This is a genomic window from Cryptobacterium curtum DSM 15641, assembly GCF_000023845.1.
Lineage (GTDB): Bacteria > Actinomycetota > Coriobacteriia > Coriobacteriales > Eggerthellaceae > Cryptobacterium > Cryptobacterium curtum.
In genome coordinates this window covers 1444434-1460889 of sequence record NC_013170.1, presented here as the reverse complement: position 1 = coordinate 1460889, position 16456 = coordinate 1444434, and the positions used below count along the sequence as shown (strand labels likewise).

The 16456-nt window shown below is 50.7% G+C and carries 16 protein-coding genes and 2 tRNA genes; 14 read left to right on the top strand and 4 right to left on the bottom strand.

Annotated elements, in window-relative coordinates; all coding sequences use genetic code 11:
* The first annotated feature begins 133 nt into the window (after positions 1-133).
* The 11 genes from CCUR_RS06425 (at position 134) to CCUR_RS06375 (ending at position 9490) form a co-directional block, all read left to right on the top strand.
* Positions 134-382, top strand: a complete 249-nt coding sequence (locus CCUR_RS06425) for a heavy-metal-associated domain-containing protein (protein ID WP_015778834.1) — start codon at positions 134-136, stop codon at positions 380-382.
* A gap of 189 nt (positions 383-571) precedes the next feature.
* Positions 572-1504 carry a Fe-S cluster assembly ATPase SufC gene (gene sufC, locus CCUR_RS06420; RefSeq protein WP_015778833.1) on the top strand — a complete coding sequence of 311 codons (933 nt, stop codon included), beginning with the start codon at positions 572-574 and terminating at the stop codon, positions 1502-1504.
* A complete protein-coding gene (gene sufB, locus CCUR_RS06415) occupies positions 1504-2922 on the top strand; it encodes a Fe-S cluster assembly protein SufB (RefSeq protein WP_015778832.1) in 1419 nt (472 codons plus the stop codon). Before sufC ends, sufB begins: the two co-directional genes overlap by 1 nt.
* Entirely contained in the window at positions 2922-4229 is a 1308-nt protein-coding gene (locus tag CCUR_RS06410) for a SufB/SufD family protein (protein WP_015778831.1), read from the top strand. Before sufB ends, CCUR_RS06410 begins: the two co-directional genes overlap by 1 nt.
* Positions 4229-5497 (top strand): aminotransferase class V-fold PLP-dependent enzyme, encoded by a 1269-nt coding sequence (locus CCUR_RS06405; protein WP_015778830.1) that lies wholly within the window; start codon positions 4229-4231, stop codon positions 5495-5497. The genes CCUR_RS06410 and CCUR_RS06405 overlap by 1 nt, the downstream gene beginning before the upstream one ends.
* Positions 5487-5942, top strand: a complete 456-nt coding sequence (sufU, locus tag CCUR_RS06400; RefSeq protein WP_015778829.1) for a Fe-S cluster assembly sulfur transfer protein SufU — start codon at positions 5487-5489, stop codon at positions 5940-5942. Before CCUR_RS06405 ends, sufU begins: the two co-directional genes overlap by 11 nt.
* A 271-nt stretch (positions 5943-6213) precedes the next feature.
* On the top strand, positions 6214-6618 hold the full coding sequence (locus CCUR_RS06395; protein WP_015778828.1) for a metal-dependent transcriptional regulator: 405 nt from the start codon (positions 6214-6216) through the stop codon (positions 6616-6618).
* Between the two features lie 150 nt (positions 6619-6768).
* Positions 6769-7293, top strand: coding sequence for a crossover junction endodeoxyribonuclease RuvC (gene ruvC / locus CCUR_RS06390; protein ID WP_015778827.1), 525 nt, complete (start codon positions 6769-6771; stop codon positions 7291-7293).
* Positions 7290-7874, top strand: coding sequence for a Holliday junction branch migration protein RuvA (gene ruvA, locus CCUR_RS06385; protein WP_015778826.1), 585 nt, complete (start codon positions 7290-7292; stop codon positions 7872-7874). Before ruvC ends, ruvA begins: the two co-directional genes overlap by 4 nt.
* A gap of 69 nt (positions 7875-7943) precedes the next feature.
* Positions 7944-8972, top strand: a complete 1029-nt coding sequence (gene ruvB, locus CCUR_RS06380; protein WP_015778825.1) for a Holliday junction branch migration DNA helicase RuvB — start codon at positions 7944-7946, stop codon at positions 8970-8972.
* Between the two features lie 47 nt (positions 8973-9019).
* Positions 9020-9490 (top strand): hypothetical protein, encoded by a 471-nt coding sequence (locus CCUR_RS06375; RefSeq protein WP_015778824.1) that lies wholly within the window; start codon positions 9020-9022, stop codon positions 9488-9490.
* A gap of 113 nt (positions 9491-9603) precedes the next feature.
* Here CCUR_RS06375 and CCUR_RS06370 read toward each other — a convergent pair whose 3' ends face one another.
* The 3 genes from CCUR_RS06370 to CCUR_RS06360 form a co-directional block, all read right to left on the bottom strand.
* A complete protein-coding gene (locus CCUR_RS06370; RefSeq protein ID WP_015778823.1) occupies positions 9604-10413 on the bottom strand; it encodes a 5-formyltetrahydrofolate cyclo-ligase in 810 nt (269 codons plus the stop codon).
* A 224-nt stretch (positions 10414-10637) separates the two neighbouring features.
* Positions 10638-12434: an ABC transporter ATP-binding protein gene (locus CCUR_RS06365; protein WP_015778822.1), complete on the bottom strand. Its 1797-nt coding sequence runs from the start codon at positions 12432-12434 to the stop codon at positions 10638-10640.
* 253 nt (positions 12435-12687) lie between these two features.
* A tRNA-Arg gene (locus CCUR_RS06360) sits at positions 12688-12764 on the bottom strand.
* Positions 12765-12958: 194 nt separating this feature from the next.
* Between CCUR_RS06360 and CCUR_RS06355 the strand changes: the two genes are divergently transcribed.
* Positions 12959-14314 carry a citrate/2-methylcitrate synthase gene (locus CCUR_RS06355; RefSeq protein ID WP_015778821.1) on the top strand — a complete coding sequence of 452 codons (1356 nt, stop codon included), beginning with the start codon at positions 12959-12961 and terminating at the stop codon, positions 14312-14314.
* Positions 14315-14549: 235 nt separating this feature from the next.
* On the opposite strand, the gene CCUR_RS06345 is transcribed toward CCUR_RS06355, so the two are convergent.
* A tRNA-Ser gene (locus CCUR_RS06345) sits at positions 14550-14637 on the bottom strand.
* Between the two features lie 57 nt (positions 14638-14694).
* On the opposite strand from CCUR_RS06345, the gene CCUR_RS06340 reads away from it, so the two are divergent.
* Both CCUR_RS06340 and CCUR_RS06335 read left to right on the top strand, forming a co-directional pair.
* Positions 14695-15303, top strand: a complete 609-nt coding sequence (locus CCUR_RS06340) for a nucleoside deaminase (protein ID WP_245526094.1) — start codon at positions 14695-14697, stop codon at positions 15301-15303.
* A complete protein-coding gene (locus tag CCUR_RS06335; RefSeq protein ID WP_015778818.1) occupies positions 15290-16330 on the top strand; it encodes a 4-(cytidine 5'-diphospho)-2-C-methyl-D-erythritol kinase in 1041 nt (346 codons plus the stop codon). Before CCUR_RS06340 ends, CCUR_RS06335 begins: the two co-directional genes overlap by 14 nt.
* Positions 16331-16456 lie beyond the last annotated feature (126 nt).

Here is a 16456-nt window from a genome sequence, read left to right as displayed (position 1 = left end):
TGCATGTTCGTTCTTGTGAGGAGAGTTTGACGAAGGATTGTTTCACGTGTTTGACAAGAGGCTTTTAAGGGTAATGGCGTGTTGTCGTTCGTGTGTGGAACACTATTCAATTAAGCTGGTGGAAGGATAGAGTATGATACAGACAACGATTCATATCGATGGAATGATGTGCGGTATGTGTGAAGCGCATATCAATGATGCTATCCGTAAAGCGTTTTCCGTAAAAAAGGTTTCAGCGTCTCACGGGAAGGGCACAGCGGTTGTTCTTTCTGAAGAGCCGCTTGATGAATCCCAGCTCAAACACATAATTGACGAAACGGGTTATACATTTGTGTCTGCGCAGGTTGGTGAGCCTCGTAAGCGATTTTTGGGGTTGTTCTAGTTCACTTCGCTTGCTTGAGTGCCGACATCCGAGCACCACGCTGTTAGCGTTAAATGATTCTGCTTGAGTAGCAGATATGGTTTGTTTCAATGTCCCGCCTGATATCCTAGTTCGGTGGTAGGATATTCTCCGTGAAACGGACAAGCGGGATAGCAGACTCCGCTGCAAACAAAACTCAAGGAGGCGCATATGGAAGACGCGCTACTTTCTGTTCATGGTCTTAATGCTGGTGTGGACGATAAGCCGATCTTGCATGGCATCGATCTGACAATTAATCGCGGTAATACTCATGTGCTCATGGGTCCTAACGGGGCAGGTAAGTCCACGCTCGGTCAGGTTATTATGGGCAACCCCGTATATGACCTTACGGGTGGGTCGATTGTGCTTGATGGGGTAGACCTCACGGAACTCAATGTAACCGATCGATCCCGCCAGGGGTTGTTTATGAGCTTTCAAGCACCTGTCGAAGTCCCGGGAGTGCCGCTGTCAAGCTTTCTTCGCGCTATTACCGCGCAGCATAAAAATCTAAATCTTAAGGGCAAGCGCTACAAAAAACGTATTGCCGAAGTTATGGATCAGCTCGACATGAGCGAGTCATACTTACAGCGCGAGCTCAATGTTGGCTTTTCGGGTGGCGAAAAGAAAAAGGTCGAGATGCTCCAGCTGCTTCTTTTGCAGCCGAAGCTTGCCATTCTCGATGAAACCGATTCGGGCTTAGACATCGATGCGCTCAATGTGGTATCGCGTGCCATTGCCGCGTATCGCGAAGACTGCGATGGCACCATTTTGCTTATCACCCACAACACGCGCATTCTTGAGCATCTTTCGGTCGATCGCACGCACGTAATGGTAAAGGGTCATATGGTAGCCGAAGGTGATGCGTCACTTATTGACAACATTAACGAACGGGGCTTCGAGCAATTCGGCGACCCCGATCCTGATGCTGGTTCTAATTCCAACGTTTGTGCCAATTCTGACACAAACGTGCATGCCAACGAGGGAACTCGCACCACCGGCAACGCTCAGCCTCTTGCTGACGAGGTAGCACAAGAAGAGTCCTCCTTCGATGCCGAGGCTGCTCTTAAACGGGCTGAGGCAGCTCTTTCTGCGGAGGATCAGTAATGGCTGCCGAAACACAGGCGGTTACCGAGGTCGATCGGAGCCTGTACGACTTCATTAAAAGTGAAGAGGGCTACGATCGGCTTGATGCCGGCCTGACTCCCGATATCGTGCGTGAAATATCTGCGCGCAAAGATGAACCGCAGTGGATGCTCGATCTGCGTTTGGAATCGCTTGAGATCTATAATCGCATGCCGGTGCCCGATTGGGGCCCTTCGGTTGAAGGTCTCGATATGGATCATATTGTCACGTACGTAAAACCGCCGACCGAGCAAAAAAGCGACTGGGAAAGCGTGCCTGACGACATTAAGGACACATTTGAGCGTTTAGGTATTCCGCAGGCAGAACGTGCCTATTTGGCGGGGGTTGGTGCTCAGTACGATTCTGAACTCGTCTATCACAACATCCAGGACACTGTTGCCAAAGAGGGCGTGGTGTATTCCGGTATCGAAGAAGCGCTTCATGGCGAGTACGCCGATCTTATCCGCGAGCACTTCATGAAGCTGATTACGCCCGAAGATCACAAATTCGCGGCACTGCATGGAGCAGTCTGGTCAGGTGGTTCGTTTGTGTATGTCCCGCGCGGGGTAAAGATGGACTTCCCACTGCAGAGCTACTTTCGCTTAAATGCGAAAGGGGCTGGCCAGTTTGAACATACGCTCATTATTGTTGAGGACGATGCCGATCTGCATTTCATTGAGGGATGCAGCGCTCCGAAGTACAATGTGGCGAATTTGCATGCCGGTGCGGTTGAGCTGTTTGTGGGTAAGAACGCGCGGCTGCGCTATTCAACGATCGAAAATTGGTCGAAGAATATGTATAACCTCAACACCAAACGTGCTGTCGTTGACGACAATGGCAAGATTGAATGGGTGTCGGGTAGTTTTGGCTCTCACGTGGGCTATCTGTACCCGATGAGCATTATGAATGGCGCCGATTCGTCCTGCGAATTTACCGGCATTACGTTTTCAGGCGCGACGCAGAACCTCGATACGGGCTGCAAGGTGGTGCTGAATGCTCCGCGTGCGGCTGCTCATATTGATACGAAGGGTATTTCTAAGGACGGTGGTGTTCAGACATTCCGTTCGAGTGTGTTAGTTACTGAAGCGGCCGAGGACGCCGATGTCTATGTGTCGTGTCAGTCGCTTATGCTTGACGATCTCAGTCGGTCCGATACGATTCCAGCAATGGATGTACGTGCCGAGCACGTCAACGTTGGCCACGAAGCAAGTATTGGCCGTATTGGTGACGACATGATGTTCTACTTACGTAGCCGTGGCATTTCAGAGCAAGAGGCTTCTACGATGATCGTGAACGGTTTTGCCGATCCGATTTCCAAAGAGTTGCCACTTGAGTACGCAGTTGAGATGAACAACCTGATCAAGCTGGAGATGGAAGGCATGGAAGGGGCGATCGGGTAATGGGTACGACATCACAAGATACCGCCTTACGTACTGCGCGGCGCAGTCAGTTTACCGCTGAAGAAGTAGCTGCTTCTCCAATGGGCGATGAAGCACAAATACTTATGGTGAACCGTCCGCGGGCGATTACCTGGCATAATCTTAAAATGAATGAAGTTCCCTTTAAGACAGCCGCCCTCGTGCGTGCTAATGCCGATTCTATTTCGCTTTCAGCTTCCAAGGGCGTTGTTCTTTCATCGGGTCAAACAGCATTTGATGAAGTCCTTGCACAGATTGAAGCAGAACGGTTCGAATCGGGCATGGGTCCGGAAGCGGAAGCATGGCTCGATCGAGCGGCTTGCACGACAACTTCGGCGGTAGTTGACGAAGGTGCTGATGCAACAATCGATTTGTATCTCGATGCTCAAGCACAGGCTACTACGGTGGCTGTTCTCAACGTAGCTGCACTTCCTGAAGCCCGCGTTCGTGTGTTGGTTCATGTGGATTCTCCGGCTGGTAGTAGTACTGGCGTTGGTGTTCATGCTGGCGGCAGTGATGCTGATATCGACAGCGATTCTCCGAGCGCTGGCCCCAGTGTTACCGGTACGGGCATTTGTGGTACCGCGGGCGTACAAGTGCGCGTTGCGGCTGCTGCACAGGCATGTGTCCGCGTTGAGTTCTTACAGACACTCGATGAAGGCTTTGCATACCTCGAAAATGTCGCTGCGTTCGCGACACGCGAAGCACGCATCGAAATGGACGAGACCATTCTTGGTTCAGATGCTTCATGGATAGGTATGGCGATCGATCTTGCGGGTGCGAAGGCAACCACGGGTGTTGACACGCACTACCTGGGGCATGGTATGGGGAAGCTCGACTTCAATTACCTTATTGTTCAGCGCGGTACAGAAACTGAAGGGCTGCTTTCTGCAAACGGTGTATTAGCTGATGAATCGAGTAAAACACTACGTGGAACTATCGATTTGGTGCGCGGTTGTTCGGGTTCAGTTGGGCGTGAACAAGAAACCGTTCTTATTGCTAGTGAAGGCGCGCGCAATAAAACGATGCCTGTTATTCTCTGTCACGAGGACGATGTGCAGGGCGATCACGGGGCAACTATTGGGCATGTAAACCCTGAACAGTTGGAATACTTACAGGCACGTGGGCTGTCAGTTAAGCAAGCCGAAGCGCTATTTATTGGCGCACAGTTTGATTACGCCGCTACACATGCACGTACCAAGGCTGCTCGTACTAGTATCGATCGTCTTGCGCTGCGTGTTATTGACCGTAGGGCCGGTAGCGAGAACGACAAAGGAGAAGAAAACTAATGGCACCTTTCGCTCCTCAGGCCACGCAAGAAGCTATTGACGCGGTCGATATACAAGAAAACCCCTACAAGAAGGATTTTCCCCTTCTTGCAAACGCGCAAGATCTTACGTTTTTGGATAGTGCAGCTACGGCACAGCGCGCTGCCGGTGTCCTTGATGCTCAACGCGATTTTTATGAGCGCCTCAACAGCAATCCGCTTCGGGGGCTCTATCGTCTTTCTATCGAAGCAACTGAGGCAATCGATAAGGTACGCCGCAAGGTCGCTGACTTTATTGGTGCTCCGCTCTCTCAGGAAATTGTCTTTACCCGTAACGCAACAGAGTCGCTCAATATTCTGGCGGCATCGCTCGGGCGCACCATTTTGGGGCCGGGCGATGAAGTGTGCATTACCATCATGGAGCATCACAGCAATCTCATTCCCTGGCAGGAAGTATGCCGTGCCACGGGCGCCAAGTTGGTGTTTATGCGTCCCGACAGTGAGTGCGTTATCACACCTGAAGAAATTGAGGCGAAAATCACGCCGCGCACGAAGATTGTTTCAGTCGTGCAGGTAAGCAACGTACTTGGTGTTGAGAATCCGGTGCGGGAGATTGCTCAACGTGCCCATGAAATGGGCGCTCTCTGTTTCGTTGATGGCGCTCAGAGCGCTCCCCACATGGGTGTCAATGTACAGGAACTTGGCTGCGATGCATTCGTATTTTCGGCCCATAAGATGTTCGGCCCTATGGGCATTGGTGTACTTTGGGCAAAGAAAAGCCTTCTCGAAAAAATGCCACCATTCCTGACGGGTGGTGAAATGATCGATTGGGTAACCGAAGAATCGTATGGTTGCGCTGCTGTTCCGCAGAAGTTTGAAGCAGGCACTCAAGATGCTGCTGGCATTGTTGGACTGGGGGCAGCGGTCGACTATATGCGTGCGGTCAAGCGTGAAAATATTGAGGCGCGCGAGCGGGCTTTAGTGATTGAATGCACGCGTCGCTTATGTGAATTACCCTACATTCGCCTGATCGGCCCGTCCGATCCAGCATCACATGTTGGGGTGGTGTCATTCAATGTTTGTGGGGTGCATCCCCATGATGTCGCAAGCATTCTCGATTCTCAGGGCGTAGCTATTCGCGCTGGCCATCATTGCGCGCAGCCCCTTCTTCGCTGGATGGGTGTTGAAAGTTGCTGCCGCGCTTCAGTGGCTCTTTATAACGATCAGTCTGACATCGATGCATTGGTGTCAGGTATTGCAAAGGTGCGGGAGATATTCCATGGCGCTTAATGATATTTATACAGCGGCTCTTATGGAGCATAATGCTCACCCGGATTACAAGTATCAAATGGACGACCCCACGATGTCTCATCAGGGGATTAACCCGAGTTGTGGCGATGACATTACGCTGTCGCTTAAGATTGAAAATGGGGTTGTAGAAGAAGCTGCATTTGTGGGAAGTGGCTGTGCTGTTAGCCAAGCTTCGGCCGATATTATGGCTGACCTGATTACCGATGAAACGGTTGAGAATGCCCGGCATCTCTGTGATATTTTCCTTCGCATGATTGTGGGTAATGCTACCGATGCAGAACTTGAAGAACTCGGCGAGGCGGCTCAGCTGAAAAGCATTGCTTTGATGCCCGCACGCGTAAAGTGTGCTGAACTTGGTTGGCGTACTGCACTCACCATGCTTGATCAGAGCATTTCTGCTGCGCAGGATGCGCAGAACGGATAGGAAGACGAGACGCATAACTGCATAACCACGCACAGGTGCACAAACCTATAGGGCGCGAGCTTGATCTTTGATCGATATTTAGCCTTCTGCTTAGCCGCAACTTGTAGACGCACAAGATCTATAGGGTGCGGACTGCATAACTTCTTCGAAGAGACCATTTTTCACCACACTGTTTCTTTCTACCAGGTGAGAGAATGCTATATTAAGAAATGGGCAGACGGATACTGCGTTTTACGTGGCTATCAAAGTGTGAGCAACGATAGGGGAAGCTATGGATAAGCATCGTCAAGCTCGTCCGGTTATGTCGGAATCGCACGAGGATTATCTTGAATCAATCGTTCGCCTTGGGGGAACCGATAAAACGCCGGTTCGCTCTGTTGATGTGGCGACCGACCTTGGTGTGTCAAAGGCGTCAGTCAGTAAGGCCGTATCGAGTCTGAAGGCAGCAGGAATGCTTGACCAGCCCTATTATGGCGATATTACGTTAACGTCAGTTGGCTATGAATATGGGCGCAAAGTGCTGGATCACCATATGCTCCTATTCGGCTTTTTACACGATATCTTGGGTATCGATGAAGAAACCGCTGATACTGAAGCATGCCTGATCGAGCACGATATCAGCGACGCTTCCTACGAGAAGTGGATTGCCTACATTAAAGGACTTGAGTCTAAATAGCAGGCGGCTTGTCGAGGCGCATTCTCGACCCTGCTAGAAATGTGCTAACAATACGCCACAATTCTGTCTACTGAGTTGGTATTTTTTCAGCTGTTGATATGGTATGATTCGAACAGATGTTTGTATTATTAACTGAGTGGTTGGGGAACTATGGAATCGCGTATTGTCATGGGAATTGATCCCGGCCTTGCTCATACAGGATGGGGCATTGTGAATCAAACGGGTTTACGCCTGTCCTGCGAGGCATACGGTTGTATTGTTACCACGGCTGCGCAGCCGCTTTCGTCGCGCCTGAACAAGATTTACGAACAAATAGGGGCCGTTATTAACCATTATCGTCCAGCTTGTGTTGGCATCGAAACAATATGGTTTGGCAACAATGTAACCAGCGCCTTTGCAACCGGGCAAGCACGTGGTGCCGCGTTAGTTGCTTGTGCGCAAGGCAAAATTCAGGTGGGGGAATATACGCCGAGTGCTATTAAAATGGCAGTTGTTGGTACAGGTTCAGCCGATAAGCATCAAGTACAGTACATGGTGGCGCAAATTCTTGGTTTAGCAACTGAACCACAGCCCGACCATGCGGCTGACGCCTTGGCAGCTGCTATTTGCTACACCACACATGAAGGCGTGTGTACTCCCGTAACTCCTATATCGATGAAAGGGCCGATATCGTGATAGCCTCACTGAAAGGAACTTTAGTAGCACGGGAGGCAGACGGTATAGTTCTTGACGTCGGTGGTGTCGGATTTTCCGTCGGCATGTCAACCCAATCTCTCTCGCGGCTCCCTTCGGTTGGTGTTACCGTGCAGATTCATACCTATTTGCAGGTGCGCGAAGATGCACTCACGCTGTTTGGGTTTACATCGGTAAAAGAAAAAGCCCTTTTCGAAAAACTCCTCAGCGTTTCAGGTATCGGTCCAAAAGTTGCGTTATCAGCGCTTTCGTCATTTACTCCCGATGCATTGACGTCTGCTATCATGACCAACGATGTAACAGGGGTATCGCGCATTCCCGGCATTGGAAAAAAGACGGCACAGCGCATTATTCTTGAACTACAAGGTTCGCTTGATGTTGCCGAGCAGACATCTGATCAAATGGCAGTACCGAGTGATACACAACTACATCATCGGGCTCTCGATGATCTGCTTGCTTTAGGATTTTCATCGACAGAAGCTGAGTTGGCACTCAAAGGGGCGCCAAAAGATGCGACAGAAGCATCGCTTGTTCAATATGCGCTGAAACGATTGGGGGAATAAGTGTCCGACGGCATACGCATCGAAGGGACTATATTCGACGCATCGTCGGCATCAGAGGGGGGGCAGACGATGATCTCTCCGGATAACCAGCACCAACGTATTGCCTCGGTGGAGTTAACCGAAGACGATCTTGCTCTTGATAGAAGTTTGCGTCCTCGTATGCTTGAGGACTATCTTGGTCAAACGAAAATTAAAGATAGCCTTCGTATTCTTATCAAGGCTGCTCAACAGCGTGAGGATGTTGTCGATCATATCTTGTTTTCGGGTCCTCCGGGTTTAGGCAAGACTACCCTTGCAACGGTGGTAGCCAACGAAATGGGTGCTCACATCAAAACAACCAGCGGGCCAGCAATTGCACGGACGGGCGATCTTGCTGCTATTCTCACAAATCTGGAAGATGGCGACGTTCTTTTTATTGATGAAATTCATCGAATGAATCGAATGGTGGAAGAAGTCCTGTATCCAGCGCTTGAGGACTATGCGCTCGATATTGTTGTTGGTAAGGGCCCTGCTGCCCGTTCTATCAGGCTCGATCTGCCGAAGTTTACTCTTATCGGTGCCACTACACGCACCGGTCTGCTTACCGGTCCTTTGCGTGATCGTTTTGGCATTGCCTTCCGCTTGAACTATTACACACCTGAAGAGCTTTCTGCCATTGTTGTTCGTTCGGCAGAAATTCTCGAGGTGTCTATAGATGCTGAAGGGGCTCTTGAGATTGCTCGCCGGAGCCGAGGGACACCACGTTTAGCAAATCGTCTCTTGAAGCGTGTCCGTGATTGGGCGCAAGTCAAAGGAAATGGCAGTATCGATGAAGACTGTGCCGCTGAAGCATTGAGCTTTTTCGAGGTAGACTCTCTTGGCCTTGATGCTGTAGATAATCGTATCTTGCAGTTACTTTGCCAGCAGTTTGGTGGACAACCAGTAGGGCTTTCTACGCTTGCTTCGGCGTTGTCAGAAGATCCTGATTCGCTTGAAGATGTCTATGAGCCGTATCTGATGCAGCAGGGGTTGCTCATTCGGACGCCGAAAGGCCGACAGGCAACGGATCGCGCTTATCATCATCTAGGTATTCTTGCGCCGAGTGACAAGCCCCACTAAGTAGCGGCTGGTTGGTGCAGGCACCTGGCAGCACAACAAGGAGCAGTATGTTTGAACGAGATTATCTAATGCGGCTTATCATGCAGCTGGTTGAAGCCATTCAGCGCAGTTTTCAACTTGCCGACGAAGATAAAGATCCAGCGGCTGCCGCAGACTTGCTTGAAGGGGCTATTGGCACAGCGGTTGACATGGATAGTGGGGTATTTCTTTCGCTTGCCCCCGATTCGCTTGCTGATGTTTTGCGCGTGTCTTCCGATGGTGCTCAGATGGCCGAATATGTCGGGCGGTCGTTGCGTCTTGAAGCGAACTACCTAGTAGCTGCTGGCAATGTAGAGCGTGCTGCCTTGCGTCTTGATCAGGCGCAAGCGCTTGCGGATTCATTTGGATTTTCACTTGACGAAGAAACAGGACCGCAAGCTGCTATGGAAGCCTTTTTAGCGGATGACACTGTGAGTGAAGCTGAAGAGAGTGAAGAGTTAGGGGGAGCCCGGGGGGCTGAATCCGAGGAGGCCAAATAAGCTGAGGAGACCCGAGACAACGCGACGGCGAGCAGCCCGAAAAGACGGGACGCCCGAGGCAGCGGGAAGCGAGAAACTTGAGAGGATGGCGCCGTGAGCGAATAGGACGGCTTCTACGCTTTGATTATGCGAGGCAGAGAAATGTCGCGGTCGTCGTGCGGCACACTACCTGTTTGCTGCTCGCAGAAGGCTACACCACTTACCAGGACGCCCTCTTTTAGGCGGGGTAACAAGCGGTCATAGCAAGCTCCACCGTATCCTAGGCGATGAAGTTCCTGGTCAAATGCAACCAGTGGCACAACAAGAGCATCAATCTGGTTTGGCTCACAGGCGGGATATGCTTCAAGTGCTGCGTCGGTGGGATCCCATGTTTTAAGTGGCTTGCCAATAAAGTTTTGGCACGCATCGTGATAGTGGGTGGCTGGTATGGTGCGAAAGCGCATGGTGGGTAAGGCGCGTATTTCGTCAGCCGCTGCATAGTCCTTGCGAATCAAGTAAGGAAACGCAACGGTATGCCCATTCTGGTAGGCCCAATCGATAAGCTCTCTTATATCTACTTCACTTCCCATAGGGAAATAAACGCCGATAGTCATGCGGTCGGCGGGCATATGTTCCTGCTGCCACGCAGAAATGAGATGTGCGACTTGACGACAGATGTTTGTGCTCTTTGTTGCGCGGCTTTTGTGATCTATCGCATCACGTAAACCCAGCATGTGTTTGCGAAGCGCACGTTTTTCCTGATCGAGTGCTTTTTGCTGAACGCCATCAGCGCGTGCATCCTGTTTCATTGACGGGGCAGTAGTAGATGAACTTTGTTGCGCCAGAGAAGTACTCATAAATGAATTTTGCTGTGCTACAGAAGTAGTAGCTTTTTGCTTCTCCTGCTCACGTTCAAATGAGCTATCAATAGGGGATTTATTCAAGATATCCTCTTATCCTTCTTGGCTGGTGCTGCATGTGCAAGCGATAGAGGAAAGTGTAGGGCATTCTTTTCTCTACTTGCTGTGGTGCACACTAACTGATGTGGTCGCGCTACCCAACGCCAAGAACCTGCAGTGCGAGCAGAATTACCGTCAGTACTGCGACGATCCCAACCGTTGCCCATAAAGCCCCGCGCGCAAGCAGGCTGTTTACGTGTTTCCCCATATTAACCTTCACAAAAGCCTGTCTGACGGTTCCAGAGGTGCGCGTATTCACCACCGGTAGCAATCAGTTCTTGGTGGGTGCCATCTTCAACAATGCGCCCATGATCGAGCACTACAATGCGGTCAAGGCTGGCGACTGTTGAAAGCCGATGCGCTACCACAATAGACGTGCGGCCATGCATGAGCTTTTCAAGCGCTTCCTGTACAAGCTTTTCGCTTTCGCTATCAAGGGCGCTAGTCGCTTCATCCAAAACTAGAATAGGGCAGTTGGCAAGCATGGCACGGGCAATAGCTACCCGTTGGCGCTGACCGCCTGACAACTTGATGCCTCGTTCTCCGGTGATAGTTTCGAATCCCTGCGGAAGTTGCTCGATGAACTCTAACGCATTTGCTTGGCGTGCTGCTTCACGTATTTCTTCCCTAGTGGCGTCGGGTCGACCATATGCAATGTTTTCAGCGATTGTTCGATGGAACAGCAACGCTTCTTGTGGCACGTAGGCAACCTGGCGACGAAGACTTTGCTGCGTAGTTTTTGCCACATTTTGCCCGTCGATTAAAATCTGACCTTCTTGCACATCGGAGAGGCGGAGGAGCAACTTCGTGAGCGTGGTTTTCCCGGCACCCGACCGGCCAACCAGGCCAACGCGCTGTCCCGCAGGAATATGCAGGTTGAATTCGTCGAATACCTTGGTCTGAACTCCGCCATCGACATACCAGAAATTCAAATCTTTGAAGTCAATTGTTCCTTCATGCACGATAAGCGGCGCGGCATCGGGTTCGTCATCAACAAGGCGCGGCTCATCCAGAACGCGGGTCATTCCGCTGGCATCACCAAATGCGCGATTGAAGCGCTGCAGTCCGGTATTAATGAAGTTAAAGTTGTTCGTAATACTATATGTATATGTGAACATAACAACCAGCGTACCAGGGGTAATGCCAAACCACGCATTGCCGCCAGCAATAAAGATCGAAACCATGGACATAATGAAAAGCGTGATAGATGCCGTAATAATTCCGCGGGCAAGCGAACTCATCATGCGTTTTGTATCACGTGCCACTACTTCTTTATTGGCTGCATCAAACAGCTGGCGCTCGTAATCTTCGCGCCCGTAGGTTTTTACAGAAAGAATGTTAGTGACGGCATCTGAAAGCTCGCCGGAAAGTTGGTTCTGGGCACCGGCTGCTTTTTCATTCAGACCAAGGATGCGCTTATACATAATGTAGGAAACCGTGGCATAGATAACAAGCAGCGCCAACAAGATGGCTACATATAACGACACGCGTGGCATCAAGATAATGCAGGTGAATACCACCGAGCACACAACAGGGATAAATGGGAAGTTAAGGTTCTCAATAATCTGCGAATATGCGTTCATAAATTTAGTGGTTTGGCTTACAAGCGTGCCACCAAAGCGGTTGGAATGAAAAGTCATCGATTGGTTTGACAGAGCGTCGAAGCTCATTTTGGCGAGGTCATACGATACAGCAATTTCAAGTTTGAACAGGGTGTAGTCCTGCAGCTTGCTTGCAATTTGCCCAATAAGATTTATCAGTATCAGCGCTACAATATAGAGGCCAAATACGCTTAGTACTTGGTCGGCTGGTACTGGGTCGGCGCTCACGCGATCGACAATCAAGCTCATGACATATGGGTTGCCGTAGGAAAGCAGTGCGATAAATGTTATGTCAGATACCAAAAGGGCAATAAAATATCCCAGATGGTTACGCGTTGCTTGCCAATAGTAGTACAGGGTGCGTTGGGTAGTGCTTGGTGCGCTCGCTCTTACTTTTTGTTCCATGGCAAACCCCCTGCATACTGCTTGACATTCGTGCCCTAATTGAAAAATACGCGGACATCAGGATCTTCTTGTCCGTAACATTGAAATTTAAGAAGCGTTTGGTATTCGTAGTTGTTCTTTATGTTCCCTGTTAGTCGTTTGAGATGCAGAACAAACGGTATGTACCTTCTGCGTATAGTAGCTGATAGCAATCTCAAAATACGCGAGAAGTAAAAAGCCAGGAAGCAAAAGCTTCCTGGCTTATAGATTCAGCTGGTGCGCCGTGAGGGATTCGAACCCCCGACGTACTGATTCGTAGTCAGTCCCTCTATCCAGCTGAGGTAACGGCGCATTTGAAATTCAGCGTTGATCATATTGCCATTACCATTTTACCCTGTCAACGGGTTTAAACAAAAAAGTTTCCCGTGTTGCAAATAATCACTCTATAATGCATAGTTTATGCATCTCTATCGGCTGATTGACAGTTCTATGCAAATTCTTGTGGAAAGTACGCCAGCGGATAATTTGGCGGAAGGGGTTCGCTTATGAGCGTGTGCGACAAACTAGCACTCTATCAGGACTTCGAGCGCATCAACTCAATCGATCCTGCATGGTACGATGCATACGATGTCAAACGTGGTTTGCGTAATGCCGATGGATCAGGCGTCGTAGCGGGTATTACAAACATCTCAAACGTGCATGGTTACGTGATGAGCGATGGCGATAAGGTACCTGATGAAGGGCGTCTTACGCTGCGCGGCTATAACCTTGGCGACCTGATTGGCGAAGAGGACGCCACGCGGCGTTTCAATTACGAAGAGATTGCCTATCTGCTTCTTATGGGTGATTTGCCTCATCAAGAAGAGCTCGAAAGTTTCGTGGAAGCTCTTGATGCCGAGCGCGATTTACCCGATGGTTTCACGGCGTCCATCATCATGAAGGAAACGCCACCCGACATCATGAATATGCTGCAGCGTTGTGTGTTGCTGCTGTATTCATACGACGTCAGCGCAGAGGTGCGCAGCTACGAGCATGAGGTGAAAACAGCCATATCGCTTCTTTCGCGTCTACCGCGGATTGCTGTTCTGACGTACTACGCCAAGCAAGCACGTTTTGCAAAAGGTTCAATGATTATGCATCCGTTTCTGCCTGGCTCTTCGACGGCTGAAACGATTCTGTCTATGTTGCGTCCCGATCGCCAATTTACCCCAGAAGAGGCGCGCCTGCTCGATATCATGCTGTGCTTGCATGCTGAACATGGTGGCGGAAACAATTCAACCTTTACCTGTCGCGTTCTTTCTTCGGCTGATACCGATCCATATGCAGCATACGCGGCCGCTATTGGATCGCTCAAGGGGCTCAAACATGGGGGCGCGAACCATAAGGTTCGCGAAATGCAGCAGGAGATTAAAGATCACGTTACGTGTTGGGAAAACGACGATGAAGTCGCGGATTATTTGGCGCGTATCGTGAACAAAAAGGCTTATGACAACACGGGTCTCATCTATGGGATGGGCCATGCGGTTTATACGCGCAGCGATCCGCGCGCTGTCATTCTCAAGCGATTTGCCGCTCGGTTGGCGGCCGGAACTGAATTTGAAGCGGAGTTTAAGCTGCTCGAATCTATTGAGCGGTTGAGTCCCGAGGTCATCCTGCGTGAACGCGGCATCAAAAAAGACATGTGTGCAAACGTGGATATGTATTCTGGTTTTGTGTATTCCCTGTTGGGTATTCCTGAAGACTTATACACGCCACTGTTTGCGTGTGCTCGTCTGGCGGGATGGAGTGCTCATCGTTTTGAAGAGTTGGTAAGCGGTAAACGGATTATTCGCCCGGCATATAAATCGACACGTCGCGAGACGCGTCCGTGGGTTCCCGTGGAAAAGCGGTTGACTGAATAGTTTAGGAAGAATGAAGACTCAGCTCAAAACGCAGGGTAAAGTGTTGGGGTTCAGCAATAGAATGGACAGACTTTCATACGAACAGTTCATATCGAATAGATTAGAGGATCAAGCGATTTGTGGCCTTATGGTGGTGAGTAGCCACAGACACACTTTTCTGCCTATATCCCCAGCTCTAAAGAAGGAACTCATAATCAAAATAAAAGGGCTCAGATACTTCTGGGCCCGATAGTGCTGGCGGAGGAAGTAGGATTCGAACCCACGGAACCTTGCGGCTCAACAGTTTTCAAGACTGCCGCCTTCAACCACTCGGCCATTCCTCCTAATTACGCCGTGCTCGCACGGTGCGTGCATCAGGATACCATATAATGATGCGCGATATGAAAGAACAAAACAGCGAATACAGAGACAGCGAATACATGCAGATGGCTCTTAACGAAGCGCGTCATGCGCAGGGCTTGGGTGAAATACCCATTGGAGCTGTGGTCGTGTATGAGCCTATTGACCCAGCTACACGTCGTCCGCTTGCTTGCCCGCAGGTGATTGCTCGTGCAGGAAATCGTCGCGAGACCGACGCCGATCCAGCGGGGCATGCTGAATTCTTAGCCTTGCGCGAAGCGGCTCGGCGGCTCGGCGTCTGGCGACTGACTGGTTGTACGGTGTATGTCACGCTTGAGCCCTGCATCATGTGCGCAGGTCTGATGCATCAGGCGCGTATTGACTGCTGTGTTTTTGGCGCTTTCGATCCGAAGGCTGGCGCGCTGGGATCTCTATATCGCATTCACGAAGATGAACGGTTGAATCACTCCTTTGCGGTACGGTCAGGTGTATGCGCCGATGAAAGTGCTCAGCTGCTCCGTTCGTTCTTTGCGACACGGCGTGCGCAAGCGCGGGCGCGACGCAGCACAGCAGACGGTCAGGTATATAGCGCCTTATCCGACAGCCAGGGCACGCAAGGTGAAGGAGAACAGTCTGATGCAGACAATTAATCTTATTGCACCAGCGAAAGTGAATTTGTTTCTGGGTGTTGGTCGCTTGCAGCCCGACGGTTATCACGAGGTGACAACTGTTATGCAGGCCCTTGCTTTGCACGACACGATTCATATGACGCTGGTTTCCAGCGGCGAGCAGGTTGTGCTGGCAGAACCGTGCGACGAAGCTCAGCCGATACGCGAGCATACGATTGAAGTTCCTGCAGGAAGCGGGCTTTCTGTAAGCGTCAATATGCAATGGCGCGAAGGAATTGCTCCCGCAGACATTACCGATCAAGATAATCTTGCCTGTCGCGCAGTACGTGTACTGGCGCGTTTGATGGGGCGCACTAACGACGAACATGTGCGTCTGGTGATTGAAAAACATATACCGCCGCAGTCTGGCTTGGGGGGAGGAAGTTCCGATGCAGCTGCTGCCCTGATAGGCGCCGCGGCACTGTGGAATGTTGACCCAACAGACCAGGTGATTTATCAGGCGGCTCAGGAAATTGGCGCGGATACAGCCTTTTTCTTGCACGGGGGAAGTGCCCTTTTAGAGGGGCGGGGAGACATTCTTCGTAAGCGATATCGTTCTCGCAGCGAACAGGTTGTTATTATTCGCCCCGCTGAAGGTATTTCGACCGCACAAGCCTATCGAACCTTTGACAAAGCCCCTGTTTATTCGTGTGACGATATGCTTGCAGTGCTACACGATGCGACCGATGCGTCTGAGATTCCGCTTTACAACAATCTTCAAGCGCCTGCCGAATTGCTCTTGCCGGCACTTTCTGACGTGAAGGGCTTCATACGGAATACTACGCGAGCGGGTAACGCAGAGGTGAATAGCACAGTGGCCGATAGTGCAGGGGAGGATGATAGTGTGGCGCCAAAGGATTGCTTGCTTTGTGGAAGCGGTTCAGCCACTTTCGTGGTATGCGAGAGTCTTGAAGCAGCGCACGCACTGACTGCCGCTGCTCGTTTAGCGGGGTATTGGGCGCGTGCGACATCGTTTTCTTCTATTCGCGCCGCTCAGCTTCCTCGTTAAGATTTGGCTACATTCTTCAGGTTAGTGTCATAGCAGTCAGGCTGACACCATAGCATTCGTAAGCTAGCGCCATAGCATCCCTCAGGCTGGCATCAAGCAGCCTTTGGATGAATAAAAAGCCGAAGC

What these genes read in the sequence shown, in the direction of transcription:
- CCUR_RS06425 (WP_015778834.1), top strand. Translation starts at nt 134, where the DNA reads ATGATACAGACAACGATTCATATCGATGGAATGATGTGCGGTATGTGT.
- sufC (WP_015778833.1), top strand. Translation starts at nt 572, where the DNA reads ATGGAAGACGCGCTACTTTCTGTTCATGGTCTTAATGCTGGTGTGGAC.
- sufB (WP_015778832.1), top strand. Translation starts at nt 1,504, where the DNA reads ATGGCTGCCGAAACACAGGCGGTTACCGAGGTCGATCGGAGCCTGTAC.
- CCUR_RS06410 (WP_015778831.1), top strand. Translation starts at nt 2,922, where the DNA reads ATGGGTACGACATCACAAGATACCGCCTTACGTACTGCGCGGCGCAGT.
- CCUR_RS06405 (WP_015778830.1), top strand. Translation starts at nt 4,229, where the DNA reads ATGGCACCTTTCGCTCCTCAGGCCACGCAAGAAGCTATTGACGCGGTC.
- sufU (WP_015778829.1), top strand. Translation starts at nt 5,487, where the DNA reads ATGGCGCTTAATGATATTTATACAGCGGCTCTTATGGAGCATAATGCT.
- CCUR_RS06395 (WP_015778828.1), top strand. Translation starts at nt 6,214, where the DNA reads ATGGATAAGCATCGTCAAGCTCGTCCGGTTATGTCGGAATCGCACGAG.
- ruvC (WP_015778827.1), top strand. Translation starts at nt 6,769, where the DNA reads ATGGAATCGCGTATTGTCATGGGAATTGATCCCGGCCTTGCTCATACA.
- ruvB (WP_015778825.1), top strand. Translation starts at nt 7,944, where the DNA reads ATGATCTCTCCGGATAACCAGCACCAACGTATTGCCTCGGTGGAGTTA.
- CCUR_RS06375 (WP_015778824.1), top strand. Translation starts at nt 9,020, where the DNA reads ATGTTTGAACGAGATTATCTAATGCGGCTTATCATGCAGCTGGTTGAA.
- CCUR_RS06365 (WP_015778822.1), bottom strand. Translation starts at nt 12,434, where the DNA reads ATGGAACAAAAAGTAAGAGCGAGCGCACCAAGCACTACCCAACGCACC.
- CCUR_RS06355 (WP_015778821.1), top strand. Translation starts at nt 12,959, where the DNA reads ATGAGCGTGTGCGACAAACTAGCACTCTATCAGGACTTCGAGCGCATC.
- CCUR_RS06340 (WP_245526094.1), top strand. Translation starts at nt 14,695, where the DNA reads ATGAAAGAACAAAACAGCGAATACAGAGACAGCGAATACATGCAGATG.
- CCUR_RS06335 (WP_015778818.1), top strand. Translation starts at nt 15,290, where the DNA reads ATGCAGACAATTAATCTTATTGCACCAGCGAAAGTGAATTTGTTTCTG.